Annotated in this window: 28 protein-coding genes and 2 pseudogenes; 22 read left to right on the plus strand and 8 right to left on the minus strand. The window is 46.1% G+C overall.

Annotation, left to right across the window (positions count from 1 at the left end; all coding sequences use genetic code 11):
- Positions 1–62 precede the first annotated feature (62 nt).
- The 3 genes from BXO87_RS02650 to BXO87_RS02660 all read left to right on the plus strand — a co-directional run bounded on the left by BXO87_RS02650 (position 63) and on the right by BXO87_RS02660 (position 4,072).
- Complete coding sequence (locus BXO87_RS02650) at positions 63–1,061, plus strand: LacI family DNA-binding transcriptional regulator (protein ID WP_007407297.1); 999 nt, start codon at positions 63–65, stop codon at positions 1,059–1,061.
- Between the two features lie 75 nt (positions 1,062–1,136).
- Entirely contained in the window at positions 1,137–2,582 is a 1,446-nt protein-coding gene (locus tag BXO87_RS02655) for a tagaturonate reductase (protein WP_038457716.1), read from the plus strand.
- Positions 2,579–4,072: a UxaA family hydrolase gene (locus tag BXO87_RS02660; RefSeq protein WP_076851214.1), complete on the plus strand. Its 1,494-nt coding sequence runs from the start codon at positions 2,579–2,581 to the stop codon at positions 4,070–4,072. Before BXO87_RS02655 ends, BXO87_RS02660 begins: the two co-directional genes overlap by 4 nt.
- Positions 4,073–4,105: 33 nt before the next feature.
- On the opposite strand, the gene BXO87_RS02665 is transcribed toward BXO87_RS02660, so the two are convergent.
- Both BXO87_RS02665 and BXO87_RS02670 read right to left on the minus strand, forming a co-directional pair.
- Positions 4,106–4,870 (minus strand): sulfite exporter TauE/SafE family protein, encoded by a 765-nt coding sequence (locus BXO87_RS02665; RefSeq protein ID WP_007610763.1) that lies wholly within the window; start codon positions 4,868–4,870, stop codon positions 4,106–4,108.
- Between the two features lie 145 nt (positions 4,871–5,015).
- Positions 5,016–5,483: a DinB family protein gene (locus BXO87_RS02670; protein ID WP_021494037.1), complete on the minus strand. Its 468-nt coding sequence runs from the start codon at positions 5,481–5,483 to the stop codon at positions 5,016–5,018.
- Between the two features lie 204 nt (positions 5,484–5,687).
- On the opposite strand from BXO87_RS02670, the gene BXO87_RS02675 reads away from it, so the two are divergent.
- The 3 genes from BXO87_RS02675 (at position 5,688) to BXO87_RS02680 (ending at position 8,044) form a co-directional block, all read left to right on the plus strand.
- Positions 5,688–6,824, plus strand: a complete 1,137-nt coding sequence (locus BXO87_RS02675) for a Rap family tetratricopeptide repeat protein (protein WP_087920760.1) — start codon at positions 5,688–5,690, stop codon at positions 6,822–6,824.
- Positions 6,814–6,948 carry a PhrA family phosphatase inhibitor gene (locus BXO87_RS20425; RefSeq protein ID WP_003154881.1) on the plus strand — a complete coding sequence of 45 codons (135 nt, stop codon included), beginning with the start codon at positions 6,814–6,816 and terminating at the stop codon, positions 6,946–6,948. Before BXO87_RS02675 ends, BXO87_RS20425 begins: the two co-directional genes overlap by 11 nt.
- Before the next feature lie 142 nt (positions 6,949–7,090).
- Entirely contained in the window at positions 7,091–8,044 is a 954-nt protein-coding gene (locus BXO87_RS02680) for an N-acetylmuramoyl-L-alanine amidase (protein WP_038457721.1), read from the plus strand.
- A gap of 37 nt (positions 8,045–8,081) precedes the next feature.
- Here BXO87_RS02680 and BXO87_RS02685 read toward each other — a convergent pair whose 3' ends face one another.
- A complete protein-coding gene (locus tag BXO87_RS02685; protein ID WP_007610770.1) occupies positions 8,082–8,459 on the minus strand; it encodes a PH domain-containing protein in 378 nt (125 codons plus the stop codon).
- 109 nt (positions 8,460–8,568) lie between these two features.
- On the opposite strand from BXO87_RS02685, the gene BXO87_RS02690 reads away from it, so the two are divergent.
- A complete protein-coding gene (locus BXO87_RS02690; RefSeq protein ID WP_038457723.1) occupies positions 8,569–9,174 on the plus strand; it encodes a poly-gamma-glutamate hydrolase family protein in 606 nt (201 codons plus the stop codon).
- Positions 9,175–9,315: 141 nt separating this feature from the next.
- Here the strand turns inward: BXO87_RS02690 and BXO87_RS02695 are convergent, their stop codons facing one another.
- Together BXO87_RS02695 and xre are read right to left on the minus strand one after the other, a co-directional pair.
- Positions 9,316–9,906, minus strand: a complete 591-nt coding sequence (locus tag BXO87_RS02695) for an ImmA/IrrE family metallo-endopeptidase (RefSeq protein ID WP_038457725.1) — start codon at positions 9,904–9,906, stop codon at positions 9,316–9,318.
- Between the two features lie 148 nt (positions 9,907–10,054).
- Positions 10,055–10,393: an HTH-type transcriptional regulator Xre gene (gene xre / locus BXO87_RS02700; RefSeq protein ID WP_003154871.1), complete on the minus strand. Its 339-nt coding sequence runs from the start codon at positions 10,391–10,393 to the stop codon at positions 10,055–10,057.
- Positions 10,394–10,583: 190 nt separating this feature from the next.
- Here xre and BXO87_RS02705 point away from each other — a divergent pair, with 190 nt between their 5' ends.
- The 15 genes and pseudogenes from BXO87_RS02705 (at position 10,584) to BXO87_RS02770 (ending at position 17,777) form a co-directional block, all read left to right on the plus strand.
- Positions 10,584–10,763: a hypothetical protein gene (locus BXO87_RS02705; protein WP_038457727.1), complete on the plus strand. Its 180-nt coding sequence runs from the start codon at positions 10,584–10,586 to the stop codon at positions 10,761–10,763.
- Positions 10,753–11,580 carry a phage portal protein gene (locus BXO87_RS02710; RefSeq protein WP_076851215.1) on the plus strand — a complete coding sequence of 276 codons (828 nt, stop codon included), beginning with the start codon at positions 10,753–10,755 and terminating at the stop codon, positions 11,578–11,580. Before BXO87_RS02705 ends, BXO87_RS02710 begins: the two co-directional genes overlap by 11 nt.
- On the plus strand, positions 11,480–12,280 hold the full coding sequence (locus BXO87_RS02715; protein ID WP_076851216.1) for an ATP-binding protein: 801 nt from the start codon (positions 11,480–11,482) through the stop codon (positions 12,278–12,280). The genes BXO87_RS02710 and BXO87_RS02715 overlap by 101 nt, the downstream gene beginning before the upstream one ends.
- Complete coding sequence (locus BXO87_RS20775; protein ID WP_162839610.1) at positions 12,280–12,447, plus strand: hypothetical protein; 168 nt, start codon at positions 12,280–12,282, stop codon at positions 12,445–12,447. The genes BXO87_RS02715 and BXO87_RS20775 overlap by 1 nt, the downstream gene beginning before the upstream one ends.
- Before the next feature lie 97 nt (positions 12,448–12,544).
- A complete protein-coding gene (locus tag BXO87_RS02720) occupies positions 12,545–12,886 on the plus strand; it encodes a hypothetical protein (RefSeq protein WP_038457733.1) in 342 nt (113 codons plus the stop codon).
- Positions 12,876–13,079: an XtrA/YqaO family protein gene (locus BXO87_RS02725; RefSeq protein ID WP_003154859.1), complete on the plus strand. Its 204-nt coding sequence runs from the start codon at positions 12,876–12,878 to the stop codon at positions 13,077–13,079. The genes BXO87_RS02720 and BXO87_RS02725 overlap by 11 nt, the downstream gene beginning before the upstream one ends.
- Positions 13,080–13,185: 106 nt before the next feature.
- The gene (locus BXO87_RS02730) at positions 13,186–13,698 is read left to right on the plus strand and encodes a sigma-70 family RNA polymerase sigma factor (RefSeq protein WP_032874577.1); all 513 of its coding nucleotides are present in this window, start codon (positions 13,186–13,188) and stop codon (positions 13,696–13,698) included.
- 112 nt (positions 13,699–13,810) lie between these two features.
- Positions 13,811–14,044 (plus strand): annotated as a pseudogene (locus tag BXO87_RS02735) (terminase); the annotation flags it as partial.
- Positions 14,045–14,054: 10 nt separating this feature from the next.
- Positions 14,055–14,888: pseudogene (locus tag BXO87_RS02740) on the plus strand (hypothetical protein); the annotation flags it as partial.
- Positions 14,889–14,900: 12 nt separating this feature from the next.
- Positions 14,901–15,272, plus strand: a complete 372-nt coding sequence (locus tag BXO87_RS02745) for an XkdW family protein (protein ID WP_038457736.1) — start codon at positions 14,901–14,903, stop codon at positions 15,270–15,272.
- Positions 15,273–15,276: 4 nt separating this feature from the next.
- A complete protein-coding gene (locus BXO87_RS02750) occupies positions 15,277–15,474 on the plus strand; it encodes an XkdX family protein (RefSeq protein ID WP_007610833.1) in 198 nt (65 codons plus the stop codon).
- Between the two features lie 56 nt (positions 15,475–15,530).
- Positions 15,531–16,292 (plus strand): hypothetical protein, encoded by a 762-nt coding sequence (locus tag BXO87_RS02755; RefSeq protein WP_038457737.1) that lies wholly within the window; start codon positions 15,531–15,533, stop codon positions 16,290–16,292.
- A 52-nt stretch (positions 16,293–16,344) separates the two neighbouring features.
- Positions 16,345–16,608: a hemolysin XhlA family protein gene (locus BXO87_RS02760; RefSeq protein WP_003154815.1), complete on the plus strand. Its 264-nt coding sequence runs from the start codon at positions 16,345–16,347 to the stop codon at positions 16,606–16,608.
- Positions 16,609–16,621: 13 nt separating this feature from the next.
- Positions 16,622–16,885 carry a phage holin gene (locus BXO87_RS02765; RefSeq protein ID WP_003154813.1) on the plus strand — a complete coding sequence of 88 codons (264 nt, stop codon included), beginning with the start codon at positions 16,622–16,624 and terminating at the stop codon, positions 16,883–16,885.
- A 13-nt stretch (positions 16,886–16,898) separates the two neighbouring features.
- A complete protein-coding gene (locus tag BXO87_RS02770; RefSeq protein ID WP_007407257.1) occupies positions 16,899–17,777 on the plus strand; it encodes an N-acetylmuramoyl-L-alanine amidase in 879 nt (292 codons plus the stop codon).
- A 34-nt stretch (positions 17,778–17,811) separates the two neighbouring features.
- Here BXO87_RS02770 and BXO87_RS20930 read toward each other — a convergent pair whose 3' ends face one another.
- The 3 genes from BXO87_RS20930 to BXO87_RS02780 all read right to left on the minus strand — a co-directional run bounded on the left by BXO87_RS20930 (position 17,812) and on the right by BXO87_RS02780 (position 18,951).
- Positions 17,812–17,937 carry a hypothetical protein gene (locus BXO87_RS20930; protein ID WP_003154809.1) on the minus strand — a complete coding sequence of 42 codons (126 nt, stop codon included), beginning with the start codon at positions 17,935–17,937 and terminating at the stop codon, positions 17,812–17,814.
- A gap of 96 nt (positions 17,938–18,033) precedes the next feature.
- Entirely contained in the window at positions 18,034–18,204 is a 171-nt protein-coding gene (locus BXO87_RS02775) for a type II toxin-antitoxin system SpoIISB family antitoxin (protein ID WP_003154807.1), read from the minus strand.
- Positions 18,205–18,951: a type II toxin-antitoxin system SpoIISA family toxin gene (locus BXO87_RS02780; RefSeq protein WP_007407256.1), complete on the minus strand. Its 747-nt coding sequence runs from the start codon at positions 18,949–18,951 to the stop codon at positions 18,205–18,207.
- Positions 18,952–18,954: the final 3 nt, after the last annotated feature.

Consider the following 18,954-nt stretch of genomic DNA (forward strand, 5'->3'; position numbering starts at 1 on the left):
TGGACTGTCCGTTAATGGTACAATAGAAATAAATGACAGCATACAGAAAGAAAGGAAAAACGATGGTAACCATAAAAGATATCGCAAAACTCGCCAACGTATCCCACACAACCGTATCCCGTGCGCTTAACGGCAGCCCCTACATTAAAGAGCATACAAAACAGAAAATATTAGAGCTCGCTTCACAGCTGAATTACACACCGAACGTAAATGCAAAAAGCCTTGCCATGCAAAAGTCCCATACGATCGGACTGTTTTTTACAAGCATCACAAACGGAACCTCACACAGCTTTTTTTCCGATACCATCAAAGGTGTAAACCGCACAATCAGTGAGGAATACAATTTGTTCGTCCGCGCGATTGACGACCTGAAAAGCTTTGAAACCATTACGCCCATGAGATATGACGGAATCATTTTAATGAGCCAAAGCGACAGTGATAATTCATTTATTTATCATATCCGAGAGAAAAACATCCCGCTTGTCGTGCTGAACCGGGACATTGATGACCGGAGCATCACGAATATCCTGTCAAACGATAAAGAAGGCTCCAGACAGGCGGTCGACTGCCTGATCGCAAACGGACACAGAGATATCGCGATCATTGAGGGAAAGGAAGGATTCAGGTCAACTTCTCAGCGGAAAGAAGGCTATTTGACATCTTTAATTGATCATTCTATTCCGATTAAGCATGAATACAGTGTAAAAGGCCGCTATGATATGGAAAGCGGCAGTCAGGCGATGGAAAAACTCTTGGCGCTTCAATCACCGCCTACGGCTGTTTTTTGTTCAAACGATGATATGGCGATCGGGGCGATGAATGCCATTTTCGCCAAAGGCCTGAACGTTCCGGAAGATATATCCGTTATCGGGTTTGATGACATCGGCATTTCCCAATACATGACGCCGAGGCTTTCGACAGTAAAACGCCCGGTTGAAAACATCAGCATCCTCGGCGCAGAGAAGATCTTGGCGCTAATCGCCGACCCGGATACGGCGGCGGAAAAAATATACGAAAACACCGAGGTGATGATAAGAGATTCAATTAAAAAACTCACATAACGGCCCGTCTGATTATCCGGGTTTTCGTACGGGAAAATGTTAACGCGTGCATAAACACAGAAGGAGGCGGACAGCTTGCGGCAGCTGAATAAAAAGATGTGTGGTGAATACATTCAATATCCTGAAAAAGTCCTTCAGTTCGGCGAAGGCAACTTTTTGCGGGCCTTTGCAGACTGGCAGATCGATCAATTGAATCAATTGACGGATTTTAACGGAAGCGTTGTCGCCGTACAGCCGAGAGGCTCTGAGAAAATCAAACGTTTAAACGAGCAGGACGGTTTATTTACGCTTTTTTTGCAGGGGATAAAGGACGGGAAACCGGCTGAAGAACACACGATCGTCAAATCCATCAGCCGCGGCATTGATCTTTTTTCTGACTATGATTCCTTTAAACGGCTGGCAGCACAAGAGGAGCTTCGTTTTATCATTTCCAATACGACAGAAGCGGGAATTACGTTTGAGAAAGGCGACCGGCTTGAGGATAGACCTCAAAAAACATTCCCCGGGAAATTAGCGGCGTTCCTTTATTTCCGCTATAAGGCATTTGCGGGTGACGCCGAGAAAGGGTGCATTGTGCTTCCATGTGAACTGGTCGAAGAAAACGGACGGAAACTGAAGGCTGCCGTGCTTCAATATGCCGGGCTGTGGGAGCTGGAGCCTGATTTTACTCAATGGATTCATGACGCGAACATCTTCTGCAATACCCTCGTGGATCGGATTGTTCCCGGATTCCCTGTTGATACCGTAGAAGAACTTACCAATTTTCTTGAATACGAAGACCGTCTGCTTGTGGTCGGTGAGCATTATTATTTGTGGGTGATAGAAGGGCCGGAACAGCTTCAGAATGAACTTCCTTTTGCTGAGGCCGGGCTGAACGCACTGATTACGTCTGACCTTACGCCTTACAGGACAAAAAAGGTGAGAATCTTAAACGGCGCTCATACGGCATTGGCGCCAGTGGCTTTACTATACGGACTGCAAACCGTCCGGGAAGCGGCTGAGCACGAGGTGACGGGCAGGTTCATCGAAGAGCTGATCAATGAAGAAATCCTCCCTGTGCTGCAAATGGAGGGTGTCACCCAATACGCGGCAGATGTGTTACAGCGGTTTAAAAACCCTTATATCCAACATTATCTGCAAAGCATTACCCTTAACGCCGCCGCGAAATTCAAAACAAGAAACCTGCCGACGCTGAAGGCTTATATCGAACAGGAGGGCCGGCTACCTGAGAAGCTGGTATTTTCGTTCAGCGCCATGATCTATTCATACTGGAACGGACCGAACAAACCGGCTGACGGCGAGGAGGTTCTTCACCGTTTTCAAATGGCGCGGTCCCGTTGCAAAGATGATATGTTTCAAGCGGCATCTGCCATATTAGGAGAAGAGCGATTGTGGGGGGAGAATCTGAATCATCTTCCGGGGCTGACTGAACGAACGGCTTTTTTTCTGTCTGTCATTCATAAGCGGGGTATGAAGCATGCGTTACATGAATGCTGCGGCAAAAAGGGGGAAGTAAAATGAAAGAGGTCATAAAAATCCATAAAAACGATAACGTGCTTCTCGCCATGCGCCATTTTAACAAAGGGGAGCGGCTGCATACAGACGGACTGACAATTGAAGTGAAGGACCCTGTAAAGCGGGGGCATAAAATCGCGCTGCAAAGCATTGAAGAAAACGGCAGCATCATTAAATACGGTTTTTCGATCGGGCGTGCAACAAGACGGATTTCGGCCGGCGAGCATATTCATACCCATAATCTGCAAACGAATTTATCCGATTTGCAAGAATACACGTATTCACCGCGCTTCGAGGACAATCCTTTTACAAATGAGAACCGGACATTTAAAGGCTACAGAAGAGAAAACGGTACATCCGGCGTCCGGAACGAACTGTGGATCGTGCCTACAGTCGGCTGCGTAAACGGCGTCGCTGAGAAAATCCTGCAGCGCTTCGTAAAAGAGGCGAAAGATATTGCGCCCTTTGACAATGTGCTGGTTTTAAAGCACCAATACGGCTGCTCCCAGCTTGGCGATGATCATGAGAATACGAAACAAATGCTGATGAACGCCATCCGTCATCCAAATGCGGGCGGTGTGCTGGTTTTAGGGCTCGGCTGTGAAAATAATGAGCTGGCGGCGATTAAGGAAACACTTTCTGAAGTGAATGGAGATCGGGTGAAATTTCTCGAATCACAAGCTGTCACAGATGAAATTGAAGCGGGTACTGCGCTTCTTAAAGAGATACACCTTGCGGCAAAGGGAGATAAACGTGAGGACATTCCGCTGTCAGAATTGAGCATCGGATTGAAATGCGGCGGGTCGGACGGTTTTTCCGGCATCACCGCAAACCCTTTATTAGGGAGATTTTCAGATTACTTGATTGCACAGGGAGGGAGCACGGTCTTAACGGAGGTGCCTGAGATGTTCGGCGCTGAGACGATTCTCATGCAGCGTGCGGCGAGTGAAGAAGTGTTTCATAAAACAGTCCGATTGATCAATGATTTCAAGCAATATTTTATGAAGCACGAGCAGCCGATTTATGAAAACCCGTCACCAGGGAATAAGGAAGGCGGCATTTCAACGCTCGAAGACAAGTCGCTCGGCTGCACCCAAAAAGCCGGTCTTGCACCGGTTTCTGATGTGCTGACATACGGTGAAACACTGAAAACAAAGGGATTGACACTGCTCAGTGCGCCCGGCAATGATTTAATAGCTTCTTCAGCGCTCGCCGCGGCGGGCTGTCACATCGTTTTGTTTACAACCGGAAGAGGCACGCCGTTCGGCACATTTGTCCCGACTGTGAAAGTATCAACAAATACCGATTTATTTCAATCAAAGCCTCATTGGATTGATTACAACGCGGGCAGATTGGCGGAAGACCAAACAACAGAAGATCACATTGTAAGAGATTTTATTCAATACATTATTAAAGTTGCAAGCGGAGAATTCGTCAATAACGAAAAAAACGATTTTCGGGAGCTTGCAATCTTTAAGTCCGGTGTGACGTTATAAGGGAAAAGGCGATCTGACAACAGACCGCCTTTTTTATATTAGTTTTATTCCGCTGATTAAAATAATCGCCGCCATCACAAACTGCAGCGGGCGCGGTGAGAATTTCGGCGAAAAGAAGCTGCCGAGAAGCACACCCGGCACAGAGCCGATCAACAGATTCAATACAAGCAGGTAATCGACGCTTCCGAAGCTTGCGTTTAACAGACCGGCAGCAGTTACGAGCAAAAAGGCATGTGCGATATCCGTTCCCACCACTTCTGCCGTTTTCATTCTGAACAGGTATAGCATGGCGATCGCAAATAATGAGCCGGACCCAATAGATGTCAGGCCGACGATGAAGCCGAAAATGACGCCGATCAGTATCATGAGCGTCCGCTTTTCTTCAAGCGTTTTTTGCTGCCAGCGGTTCGGCCGCAGTTTTTTATCGAAAAAAAGGCGGGCGATAATGGAAATGGCGACAAGGGTCAGTACGTAGCCGAGCGCCTGTTTGATAATCTGCTCCTGATGCTGGTGAAAAGCGGGAAACAAGTGAAGAACACCGATGGCGGCTGTTGCGCTGGGAATGCTCCCGAGCGCCAAATAGCCGACAAGTTTAAATTGAACGGTGCGCTGTTTCCAATGAGAAACGACACCGAACAGTTTGGTGATGGAGTTATATAAAAGGTCAGTGCCGACGGCGATTGAGGGGTTGATCCCCAAAACGATCAGTAAAGGAGTCAAAAGCGCCGCTCCTCCCACACCCGTCAATCCGACCAGCGTTCCGACAAAGAAACCCATAAACACAATGCTTACAGTCATCTGTGTGCCTCCTGAATAATCCTACTATTTTTATCAGATTATATATGATTAAGAGGCGGTAATCAATTAAATTTTCGGAAAATTTTATACAGAACAAAAAAATCCGCCAGCCTGCTGTTATGTCGCAGACCGGCGGATGGCCGGATTATGATTTTTGCTGATAAAACGGAAGTTCCGTGTGGCCCATTTCTCTGACATACACGAAAAGATTGCCTTTATGATGAATTTCATGCTCCATGGCAAGCTGAAGGAGAGCGGCGCCGGTTACTTTTCTGCCGAAAGAGGCGGTCAGGTCAATTTCGCGGTTCAGCTGCTCTTCAGTCAGCTGTGACAGGATGTCTGTCGTTTTTTCAGTACATGCTTCCGCCAGTTTGACGAGGTCTGTTTCCGCTTCTTCTTTCGGTTTGTTCTGGATGGCTGATCCGTTTCCGTCGTTAATGACGTTTGCAAACATAAGAAAAGAATAAACGATGTGTTTTACAAGTTCCTGAGCGGACATTGATGTCTCTGCCGGTTTGTAGTCGTAATGCTCGCGGCTGATTTTTTCGGCCAGTTCAATCGTCACGTTTCGATGTGACAGAAAGTGGCTGACCAATTGATTTTGTGCTGTCATGTGAAAACCCCCATTTAATACAGAATAAAAGCTGCAAGGATATGCTATATCAACGGCACGGAAGAAACAAGCAATAAGCTTGTGACGGAGATAAATCGTTGCGGATATCCGAAATTCGACAATTGCGGTCTTTTTGCGTTCTTCTTTTTCTAGCAAATATGATAAAATATGACATATCTCGGTCATTCCAAAAGGGGGGATTTATTGAGGATGAAGCAGACTATTCCGTCCTCTTTTGTCGGGCTCAAAATTAATGAATGGTATACCCATATCCGGCAGTTTCACGTCCTTGAGGCGGAGCGCGTCAAACGTGAAGTAGAGAGAGAGATCGAGGATATGGAAGAAGATCAGGATCTGCTGCTGTATTATTCATTAATGGAATTCAGACACCGTGTCATGCTGGATTACATCAAGCCCTTAAAGGAGGACCCTTCTCAGCCTGAGTTTTCAGAATTATTGGAAGACATTGAAGGCAACCAGTATAAACTGACAGGACTGCTTGATTACTACTTTAATTTTTTTCGAGGAATGTACGAATTTAAACAGAAAATGTTCCTAAACGCCATGATGTATTACAAACGGGCTGAAAAAAACCTTGCACTCGTTTCTGATGACATCGAGAAAGCTGAGTTTGCTTTTAAAATGGCCGAGATATTTTACAACCTGAAACAAACCTACGTCTCCATGAGTTATGCCGTTCAAGCCCTTGAAACGTACCAATCGTATGAGACGTACAACGTCCGCAGAATCCAATGTGAATTCGTTATTGCAGGGAATTATGATGACATGCAGTATCCAGAAAGAGCATTGCCCCACTTAGAACTTGCTTTAGATCTTGCAAAACAAGAAGGCAATCCCCGTCTTATCAGTTCAGCCTTATATAATCTCGGAAACTGTTACGAAAAAATGGGAGACCTCTCTAAAGCAGCCGAATATTTTGAGACATCCGTTTCCATTTGCAGGTCAGAAAAGTTCGATAATCTTCCGCATTCTATTTACTCATTAACACAGGTTCTTTATAAACAGAACACTACAGCCGAAGCAGAGAAGCAATACCGCCTCGGGCTCAGTATCGCCCGCGAATACAATGATGAATTGTTTGTGAATCTGTTCCAATTTTTACATGCGTTATACGGCAAGGAAATGGATAACGCATCCGTCAGGCACACGTTTGATTTTCTGGAAGAACACATGCTGTATCCGTATGTGGAAGAATTGGCGCATGACGCTGCCAAATTTTACATGAAACACGGACAGCCTGAAAAAGCGCTCACGTTTTATGAAAAAATGGTGCACGCCCAAAAACAAATCCAGAGAGGAGATTGTCTATATGAAATCTAAACTGTTGTCAGGATTGCTGCTTGTTGCTGTCGGGTTCAGCTTTACACAGGTGATCGGCCATGAAAGCCATTTGGAAAACCAAGCGGACGGCACATTCCATATTGCCGCGCGCAACCAAACATAACATAAAGACCCTTCTTTGGAAGGGTCTTATTTTTTGCATGCGTATCCATTCCATTTTTATCCGAATGCAGAGTCTATATGCTCAAGTTATCTGTCCTACGAATGCCACCTATTGATGAAAAAGGCATAAGGAGAGATGAAGAGTGGGGATTGAAGTGAAAAAACGGCTCGTATCGGCTGATAAATATGCGTTAAAATGTCCGAATCCGATGACACCGGAGTATATTACCATTCATAACACGGCAAACGACGCATCCGCCGCTAATGAAATCAGCTATATGACGGGAAACAGTGAATCAACGAGCTATCATTTTGCGGTTGATGACAAAGAAGTGATCCAGGGAATTCCGTTGGACCGGAATGCCTGGCATTCGGGAGACGGCACGAACGGTACCGGAAACCGAAAGTCGATTGCTATAGAAATCTGTTACAGTAAGTCAGGCGGCGAACGGTACAGAGCCGCAGAAGAACTGGCGATTGCGTTTGCGGCGCAGCTTTTGAAAGAACGGGGCTGGGGGATTGACAGAATCAGAAAGCATCAGGACTGGAACGGAAAGTACTGCCCGCACCGCATTTTGTCTGAAGGCCGCTGGGATGAAGTGAAGGCGAAGATTGAAAAGAAATTAAGCGGGAGTATGCCGGCGAAAAAAGCCTCTATTTCTTCTTCCGCGTCTGAATACCATGTGAAAAAAGGCGACACCTTATCGGAAATCGCCGCATCGCACGGTGTCAGCGTAAAATCGCTGCAAAGCATCAACCATATCACCGATCCGAATCACATTACAGTCGGACAAGTGATCAAGCTCGCTCAGACGGGTTCTTCTTCAAAAAGTCAGGCTGTGTCTTCCTATCCGCTTCCATCCGGTGTGATCAAAGTGACGAAACCGCTGACGAAAGGGACAAACGTAAAACAAGTGCAAAACGCTTTATCCGCTCTTTATTTTTATCCCGATAAAGGAGCAAAAAATCATGGGGCGGACGGCGTTTACGGCCCGAAAACGGCAAATGCTGTAAAACGTTTTCAAACCGTCAGCGGATTAACGGCAGACGGAATTTACGGCCCGAAAACGAAGGCGAAAATAGAAGAAAAACTGTAATCAATAAAACGGAAGCTCCCCGGGCTTCCGTTTCTTCTTACATACAAACTGCGGCAAGGGCCTTTTGAATATCATAAATGCTTTCATCTTTTTTAAACTGCTTTGAGACAGCGGGAAGTTCCGCGCCTGAAATCCAAATTTTCAGCTCTGAATCAAGGTCAAAGCGGCCGGCGGTTTCTACGCTGAATCTGGAAATGCTCTTGTACGGAATGGATTGAATCTCCGTTTTCTTCCCCGTGAGTCCCTGTTTATCAACAAGGATAAGACGCTTATCCGTAAAGACAATGATATCTCGGACAAGCTTAAATGCGGCGTTGACATTCTCACCTTCCAGCAGAATACGGGCCAGTTCTGCTTTTGCTTCAGCCGTCGATATTGTTGACGCATTGCCCAGCAAGCCATTGATGAACCCCATGATATATCCCCCCTGTTACGTATTCTATCAAATCATACTATAAAAAGGTTTCCATTCCCAGATGAGTAGAGTAAACTGGTGCTGACTGGAAAAGGAGAGCATGTTACACATGAAAGATAGATATGACAATTTCGCAGCCCTTTCAGCTGCTGAATCAGAATACAGTATTATTTATGAAGAAAAAGAGGGAAGTAAATGTATCGTCCTCGCTCCCCACGGCGGCAGGATTGAGCCGGGAGTCAGTGAGCTGGTGCGGGCATTTTCTGACCAAAGCTCAATTTATTTATTTGAAGGAACGAAGCGGTGCGATAACCGTTCTCTCCATTTGACAAGCACACGCTTTGACGAACCCCTGGCTTTAGAAAAAGTGACCGCCCATCATTACGCATTGGCTTTTCATGGGTATCATGATCTGAAAAAGGCAAATACACTCGTCGGGGGCGCGGATCTGGAAAAAGCAAGACTGATTTGTGATCTGCTGCGTGAAGCGGGGTTTGATGCCGAGCTGACAGAGAAGAATGATCGGCTGGCAGGTGTAAATCCCGGCAACATTGTCAATCGGACAAAAAGGAAAATGGGGCTGCAATTGGAAGTGAGCACGGCGCAGAGACACGCGCTGTTCAGCAATTTTGGCTGCCGGGGAGAAAAATATACGCCAACCGATCTGTTTTTTCGGTATGTAGAAGCCGTGAAGGCCGGTTTTTATGATAAATGAACAGGGGGGGCCCGTTCTTACACATTCACTGGAGCTATGTGGCGCAAGAAGTGCTTGGCTGGCAGCACGGTGAGAACAGCGTCAAGATGCAAAAACCTTTCCTGCGATTTAAAATGCTGACACTCTGCCGGGGGAGTATCGCTAATTTTCAATAAAATACGGCGTTTTTTCTTCAGCGGCATGCAAGTGTGTCTGTCCGCTTTCATAATACACATTCGGCCGCTTGTCGGATAACAGACAAGTGAGCCGCTTCTGAAATTGAATACCTGCTTTACGCCGTTCAAACAGCTCCAGCCTTTTTTCCGCAAATGATGCCGTCACCCGGAAAGCGGCTGCGATTAAAATGACGGCGTGGCTCCTCCGCTGGGGAAGCTCCATGTTTAACAGCATAAAGGTCGGCACACAGAAGTGGTACATAAAATGGTTGGCCTGAAATTCCTGCAGTTCCCTGAACAGCTTGTTCATATGAAAATGGTTGCCGGTATGCTTCAGCACATGGCACAGTTCGTGCGCAAAATCCTGCCATTGCTCTTCGGGTGACTTTTTTTGATTCAGGACGATGCTGTACATGCCGTCCCGCTTCAGCATCATACTGTGCGTATCTTCAAAATGAATCCAAATGTCAAGCTCCTTGGCAATCATCTGCATATCAATATGGAGAGGGGCGGTCATTCCCATGCGGCAATATAAGTTTTTGACGTATTCCTCAAGATGTGTTAAAAAATCGCCCAATTGAATACACCCTTTCGAACATATGTTCTTTTTTAAGCGAGAAAGAAAAGCCCTGATCGGACTTTGAATCAATTCCCTTTTCTTTTAAAAATAAACATTCAGCTTTTATATCGGCTGAACGTTAAGCAGTTTAAAGGAAAAGAGCGGATTATTTATGTTTCGGCCTGCGGTTTTTCTCTTTTTCTTTTAAATAATTAATGAATTCAATGGCCTGCTGCTTGCTTTCCGGGGAAAAGTCCTGCATGTCCCGATATGCGATCTGCAGGTCGGGATCGGCAAACATGTCTTCATCTGAAGGTTCTTTTCCGGTTAACAAATAATCAGTCGACACTTTGAAATAATCCGCAAGCTTTTGCAGCGTGTCGTAATCGGGTTCAGATCGGCCGTTTTCATAATGAGAATATCTGGCGCGCGAGACACCGATATGATTTGCGACTTCTTCCTGCGTTTTCTTTCCTCTGAGACTCTTTAATCTTCCGCCTATCATCCGAATGACCTCTCTTTTTTCAACACCCTAAGTTACTTATGATTATAGATACAAAATGTATCAAAATAAAGCGATGATAAAAAAAGTATCAAAAAGGTCTTGATGATACGAATTGTATCGTATATAATCAACATCATAGGGATACGGAATGTATCAACATGCGATAAAAAATTGATCAGGAGGGTGAGAGATGAAGCCGATTATCATCCGTTTCAGCAGCAATCCGGCTGACCAAAGATGTTTAGGAAAAGCAGGCGGCTCGATATCTTTTACCGCTTGCGGACTTCCGGTATTCCGATTTGATAACCGATTGCAGTATGAACGCTATATAAGTCTGAAGACAAACGGAGACGTCCAATATGAATCGTAAAAGCTACCCGTTTTTCATCTATTCCGGATTATTTAATTCAGAACATTATGACAAAATAGGGTCCGCCATATGGCTGTTTTTATGGTTCATCAGCTCAACGACAAAGGAACACGTAAAAGACGACGTAAAGTGGGGGATCGTCCTCGGTCATAAGCCCTTAAAAGCAAAAGAAATGGCCGATGTATTTGCCGTCAGCGAAAAAACCGTCAGACGGTGGCTTGAGGTTTTGGAACAGCATGAATATATCAAAACCGTCCGCGCCCCTTACGGACTCATCGTCTCCGTAAAGCACTCGAAAAGATTCACGCCGAAAAAGACATTGACCCGCCCGGAAGCAACTGACCGGACAATATCGGCGGATCACCGGGACAAAAATGTCCGGAGAGAAATAGATATAACAAAAAATCATACTGCTGAAGAAACGATTAACGACATTGCCGCCCATTTTATCAGATTAAGGTCTGCACAGGAGGGGCGGAGCGTATACCCGTCGCCCCGGGATTATCAGGCCATCGCCCGTATTGTTTCCCTCGGTGCGTCAGCACAAGAAGCAATCAAATGGCTCGGCGAATGCTTTACCGCTTTTGAACAGCGGCGCACATCTTCAGCTGAAACGATCAAGGCTTTCAGCTATTGCGCCAAGTATATGGAAGACCGCTTGAATGCACGAATTGCGGGAAGGACAATCACAACAAAAAAAGAGAGGAATACGATACATGACAAAACGAACGATCGAGCAGATACTGGCCGACCTGAAAAACGGAAAACGTCCATTACTGGCGGACAGACCGGAAGAATCAGACGAAAGCCGCTTTGACTGTCCGCTCTGTAAAGATCAGGGCGGTTATCTCAAAAACCAGCTGGGCATGGATGTGTGGGTTAAGTGCCGCTGCACCGCCGAACGAAAAGCAGAGCGCATCCTCAGCGCAAGTGAGATTACAGGCGCCTTTCGAAAGCTGGATTTCAAAGGATTTATCACGCGGGGCAAGCCTCAGGCAGTCGTCGACGCATATGAGTGCGCCCTTGAATATGTTGAAAACTTCGACAAGATTAAAAACTGCCGGAAAAACAGCATTGCCCTTTTAGGGCGTCCGGGGTCGGGAAAAACCCATCTTTTGACCGCTCTCAGCAATTATGTCATGAGACAGAAGCAGACACCGGTGCTGTATTTTCCTTTTGTGGAGGGCTTTACGGATTTAAAAAATGATTTTGATCTGCTTGATGCAAAGCTTGGCCGTAAGAAACAGGCGGATGTGCTTTTTATTGACGATCTGTTCAAACCGCTGAACGGAAAACCCCGGGCGACCGATTGGCAGATTGAACAAATGTACGCCGTCGTGAATTACCGCTATTTAAATCATAAGCCGGTTCTTATCTCGAGCGAGCTGGCCTGTGACGGACTGGTGCAGGTTGATGAAGCCTTAGGCACAAGAATTTATGAGATGTGCAGCGATTATTTAGTCATCATTAATGGCAATTCATTTGACGTAAACCACAGATTAGAGGGGGCGAGATAATGTGTAAGCTGTGCGGGCCGAAGAAGGTCATTATGACGGAAACGGGTTTCGGCGCTGTCTTTCACCCTTGCCCGAACTGCAAAACAGGCACTGATTTAACGCCGGTCATTAAACGTCTTGAGCGAATGGTTCAAGACGCAAAAGCGAGGCTTGATGCACGTGTATAAATATATCAAATGGCTTTTTTGCCTGCTGTTCAGGGCGAAACGGATAGAAAAGCAAATTGAAGCATGGCATGAGGCTGATGGAAAGTGAGGATAACCATTGCAAGAAAAACACAGTCCCGCTCCATGGCGGGCCGTACACAGCGGAGAAGAAAAACCCATTTACATTTATTCCGCTTACAGCGAAGCGGATAAAGAGAAGTTCCCTTATTCAAACGGAAGGCTCATCGCGGCCGTTTTCAACTTAAGTTCATACTCACAGCAGATCAACGCGGCATTGATGGAGAAAGCCCCGGAACTTTTTGAGGCGGCCGAAACGGCTCTCCGCCTGCTCCGGGGAGAAAGTTCTGAAGAAAAAGAAGCGTTCATAAATAAGCTCGAAAGCCTCATACATGAAGTAAATATCCTGAAAAAGACGGGGGACGTAAAACATGAATCCTAAAAAACTGACTGACATTGAACATACAACATTAAAAAGCCAGCTGGAAGAAGGCAAGGTTCGGGTGATTATTGTAGACGGACTGAAGAAGGAAGCATGGCTCGCCGAAGCGCCGGAGCACGGCAAAACGCTTGTCGAAACGCGAAAAGGGGATCTGGCCCGGGTCGAATATGAAATCGGCTTTAAATTGAATTAAAAACAGAATACGTCCAAGACGGAAAGCCTGCGGACACTGATCAATCGCGTACATGCTGCGCATTGGTTGGTGTCCTTTTTTTGTTCCGAAAAAGAGGAGGATCTACATGGAAGACTTACTATTTGAATATAAACGCACGCTGAAAGAGACGAAAAAGTGGTACAAGCAGCTGGAGGAAGCCGATGAAACGATGCTTACTTCAGAAGAACTGAAAGATAAAAAAATCATCAGAACGATCATTACAGATGTGGAATATGTCATCGAATGGCTTGAAAAAGGCCGGCAGCCCGGCATAAGAAGAGCGATAGACCGCAGAGACGCTTATCAGAGAATGCTGATTAAAGATCCTAGAATCATAGAAACCTATTCGCAGGCGCTGATGTTTGAACCTTCCGCAAATGTGACTGAAGAAGACAGAATCAGACTGCGGGACGCATTAGCCGTTTTAACGGATAGAGAAAAAGAAATGCTGCTGCTCCACAAAGCGGAATGCTTTTCGTATGAACGGATCGCCGCCTTGCTGAATGTAAAGAAATCAACCGTACAGACGACGGTCAAACGGGCGCTTCTAAAAATTCAAAAACAGCAGGAACAAAGAAATCAATCGCCTGCTTCATAAGTTGTCATACGTTTGCCACCTAGAAGTGAACAGACGATCACAAAAAGCGGCCCGATTAGAAGCCGCTTTTTATTATAGACAATCATGTCGGAGGTGGCGGTGATGCCGTAGCATGAAAAACGCAAAAAGAGAACAGGCATTTACAATCTATCAGTCTCATAAAGGCCGCATCACAAATCGCGCCCTTGCCGGCAAATCAGGCGTATCCGCAAGAACGATCGGCAGATGGAAAAAAGAAGGGCGCTGGGACGAGGCGCTCCATAAGAACGCGGAAAGCGGCGGAAAAAACACCCCGGGCGAAGTTGATGAGTTAAACGAACGCCAGCGGCTGTTTTCTGCGGAATACGGACAATTAAGGAGCATCACCGACTTTTGTCCAAATGTTTATAGACACAGTGACCGCCGGAAATCCCATATACGTCCGAAGTTTCAGCACTAAAGGCGTTTGGTCGGAGTGGAGCCAAAGAGAAACAGATGCAGGCTCTCAAGCAAAAGTAGACGCTCACGCCAATAAAAAAGACATCCATGTCACACAGGCGGATAAAAATATGTGGAACGGCGCACAGCTTTCGAAAATAACAAACGATAACGGCGGCTATCTTCTTACAATTGGTGATGATGATAACTTTCTTGAAAAAATCGTTAAAAACGGCAGGGCGTTCGGCACCTTTTATTCAACCGGCAAAGCGGCAAACAGTCCGAGCAACGCTTCGACCCGCGGCATGTTTCATTTTACCTCTCTTGACAGTGAGGGAAATGGAACGTTTGGGTATGTCATTGCCGTCGATTATAAAAATAATATGTTCACGAACTATTTGGATTTGAACTTGGGCTGGCAGGGCTGGCGGCGCCTCGTTACTGAACTTGATACTGAGAATGTACCTTGGATAAATGTTCCTTATAAGAATGGCGCTAAATCAGGAGACAGGCCGCTTCAATACCGCAAAGTGGGAAACACCCTTCACCTGAACGGACACGTTCTTACGGACAGAGAAGTGGTATTCGGGAGTGTGCCATCCTCTTGTGCGCCGGCCAAAGGCGTTGTAACGATGGTTGCAGCCAGCGGCACCACCGGTTACAGCAAATTTATTATTTATTCTAATGGAGATATGAAGCTGACGGGAATTATGGCCAATATAGAAAATAACGTGAACGGCTATTATATTGACCTTGTTTTGGCACTGACGTAAAGGAGCGAGACAATGAAATTAATATTTCCGTACGACAATGACAACATTTATACAGGCACTCCGGTTGAGCTTTATCCGGATTCTGAGACAGGAGATTATTTGATGCCGGCTAACGCTGCGGACTTTCCGCCGGAAATAAACGGCGAAGGCATGTGGCGCCCATTTTTTGATGAAGAGAAACAAGAATGGGTGGAAACGGCTGACGAAGCATATAAAGACAGCTTAAAAAAAGATACGGCGCCCGATTCAAACCAGCTTGCAGGCCTCGGGGGACAGCTGGCGAATGAGAAATTGGCCAGAAAAGCAGCCGAACAGGCGCAGCAGTCACTCGGCAGGCAATTAGCGTCTTTAAAATTAGAATTATTAAACGTAAAAGGAGAATGAAAAAATGAAGAGACTTAACTTTTGGGTGTACGCTTTGTTTTATAAGTGGGCCTCAATAGAAATGGTAAAACAGGCTATGGGCTATGATGACTGCTCTGCCGAAGATCTGGCGGAAGGTGTGGCCGCGAAGTATATCACGCCTGAGGAATTTCAAGAAATAACGGGTGAAACATACGAAAACTATAAAAATGCTGTGTCATAAGCCGAACGGCTTTTTTTATTTGTCATTTTTAATAAATGAGAAAAGGAGGACGGCCGATGAAAAAGCATTCATTTGAATTTCCCGCCGATCAACTTGGCAGACCCGGCGCAGTAAAAGCTTATCGCGGTAACAAAAACGATTATGTCACGTCGGTTGCTGATTTGTCCGGAATGGCAGAGCTTCTTACCAATACGCCGCTAGAAGCGATTGAAGTTTACAGCCAATTCGGACAAGACCGTTTAGGAGCCGTCTTAATAGACAGAGCACAGGGGTGGGCTTATTCGGACCGCAGCGGAACTCTTTTTATCGAAGAGAGCGAGGATAACAATTCGTGGACAGCTTCACATTCTCTCGCAGTAAAAGGCGGAGTGCTGACCGCTTCGGGGTGGGTCTGCCTGACAAAACGATATTACCGGTTCCGTTTTGAAAATGGAAATCAAAAGCAGTCCGAATTTGTTTTATACCAATCTGTCGGTACGGGCGGTGATATGGCGTTTTCATATACAGACGTGATTTTTCATGAAAATGCAGCAGAGGCTGGCGAGGGAAGCATCTTCTCGGCGGGCGCTTGGAAAAAACTTCTCGTCGAAATCACCGGCACGGCTGAGTCGGGCCATGTCGCGTTTTGGGGGAGATCCATCTCGGGAAAAAACGTGCCGATCAGAGGAATCAGGTCTGAAGACGGAACATCAGCAGCCGGTACATCAGGCACAGACGAAGTGTGGTCATTTGATATTGCCGGTTTTAAGGAAATCATCATGGAAATCAAAAGCATTTCCGGCGGGAGCCTTTCTGTCAAAGGCACGGCATTTTCTTAAGAATGAAACTTCCGAAGGGAGGTGAGAACAATGTAAGAGGGGGGGAGCGGAAGTGCTTCTGGATGAACAAGCGGTGCAAAAAGAATTCGCAGGCATCAAAGGTGAACAAAAGGTGCTTGAACAGCGGGTGGCCGCATTAGAGCGGGTATCCGACCGGCAGGATCAGCAAATCATGACGCTGAATGAAAAACTGAACAAAATTGACGAAAACACAACATGGATTAAGCGGACCATTACAGGAGCGATCGTGACAGCAATCTGCACGGGCGTCATTGGCGGAGCCATCGCCATCATGTACAATCTGCTGCAAAAGTAAGGGGGAAACCGATATGAAATTCGCGGACAAAGGCACGGTCGTCAGGACGGTGCTTCTTTTGCTTGCTTTATTGAATCAAACTTTGCTGATGTTCGGCAAATCGCCGCTGAATATTCAGGAGGACCAGGTCAGCCAGCTTGCAGATACGCTGTATGCCGCCGGGTCGGCCGTTTTTACAATCATAACGACTGCCGCCGCCTGGTTTAAAAACAATTACGTTACAGCAAAAGGGAAAAAACAGCAGGCTTTATTAAAAATAAACAATTTATCGAAATAGGAGAGATGAGAATATGGTAAAAATCACACAGGATTTTATCCCGGCAGGAAACAATAACCGCCCAGGCTATGCAATGACACCGATTTACATTACGGTGCACAATACAGCCAATACTGCAGTCGGAGCTAACGCCAAAAGTCACGCAAGCTATGTGAAAAATCCCGATACACCGACAAGCTGGCATTTCACAGTCGATGATACGGAAATTTATCAGCATCTTCCGCTGAACGAAAACGGCTGGCATGCCGGTGACGGAAACGGAGACGGCAACCGTAAATCCATCGGTATTGAAATTTGTGAAAACGCAGACGGCAACTTTTCACAGGCCGTGGCAAACGCACAATGGCTCATCCGCACATTAATGACGTCGCACGGCATCCCGCTTGCAAATGTCGTTGCGCACAAGCATTGGTCAGGAAAGCTTTGTCCGAGAAGACTGTTGGATACATGGGATGAGTTTAAAGCGGGAATCGGTTCTGGGGAAAGACAGACGTATACCGTCCAAAAAGGAGATACGCTGTCGGCGATCGCGCGGAAATTCGGCGTCAGCGTGGCCGATCTGCAGAAATGGAATAACATCGCTGACCCGAACCTGATTAAAGTCGGACAAGTACTGATCGTCAGCCCGCCGGTTGAAGCACTGTATTCTCTCCCGGACGAGGTGATTCAGCTGACAGAGCCGTACACGTCCGGCGAAAAGGTATACCAGGTGCAAAACGCGCTCGCCGCGCTTTATTTCTATCCTGAAAAAGGAGCTGTCAATAACGGAATTGACGGTATCTACGGTCCGAAAACCGCAGATGCCGTGGCCCGCTTCCAATCTGTAAACGGGCTGACGTCTGACGGCGTCTACGGCCCCGCTGTAAAAGCGAAAATTCTGATGCAGCTTTAACAAAAAAGGCTGAGTCCCGTTCACATTGCGGGATTCAGCCTTTTTTCTTTTTTAACCGGTTCAATAGCCCGAGATTCCTCGCCCGCATCCTCAGCGAATAAGCGGAAAGCCCGAAGCGTCCGTAATCCACAAACTTTACGCGCCTGACAATTTTCTTCACATCATCACCTGTCGCATCTCTTTGTTGGTTTTATTATATGAAAGATAAGGAAAAAAGGAATAAGGACAAGAGCCGTGTCTCCTGTCCTTAGTGTAATCAAGCTTTTTTTTGTTTATACTTGTCAATCAGCCGCTCGTTTTCTTTGAAAATTCTGGCGGTATGAGGGCTGACCTGGTAACTTGCGATACTTGTCATTGAACGTTTTTTAAACATTTTAAACGGTTTCGCTCTTTGTTCCGGCTGCCCGTTTTGAAATGCCTGCTCCATTTAACCGTCACCTTCCTCTTCTATTGGCAGCATTAAATCATAAATGCTCGTTAGCGATGTGAAAAGCAAATAATCGAATTCCGTCAACAGGTTTTCCGACGTGAGTTTGATCACGTAATGGCGGTTCTGGACTGTAAACGGAATAAGCACAAGCCTGCCTTTTTGATCATAGTAGACGTCTTTACGGTTAAGACGGGACTGAACGTCTGCCGCATCAGGCATATGCTCCGTCAAGCGGTCCTTATCCGATTGTGCGGAATAGTCGCACAAGGAAGCCGTGACATTCATTTTTTCGGCATAAGCGGCCAGCAGTCTGCTGATGCCTTCCGCATAAGCTTCTGTACTTCCATAATATACATGGATCGGTTCATTTTTCAACAGATATTGATAGGTTTTCAGTTTTTCAAGATAGGAGTGAAGCATTTCGTTATTTTCTTCTAAAATTTCCCGCGTATCCGTCTCTAATTCATTGCCGGCGAGCTTTTTGATATACGCGCTCAAAAAGATAAACGCATCAATAAGGGCAAAGCAGACGGCAACAATCAAATATTGTCTCCATGCGGCAAAGAGCGATTCAGGATCATATGTCCAATAGACCATGGAGCCCAGTACAAATAGTAAATACCACGTTTTACGGATGGCAAACATTTTTTCTTTTACCTTTGCCTCATACCGCCAGGATGCGTACACATATAAAATGAGTGCGGCCGCCATCGTCCACACCATGATCTGAAAAAACAAAAGCATGAG

It is taken from the genome of Bacillus sp. GZB (assembly GCF_001975995.1).
GTDB classification, from domain to species: domain Bacteria; phylum Bacillota; class Bacilli; order Bacillales; family Bacillaceae; genus Bacillus; species Bacillus velezensis.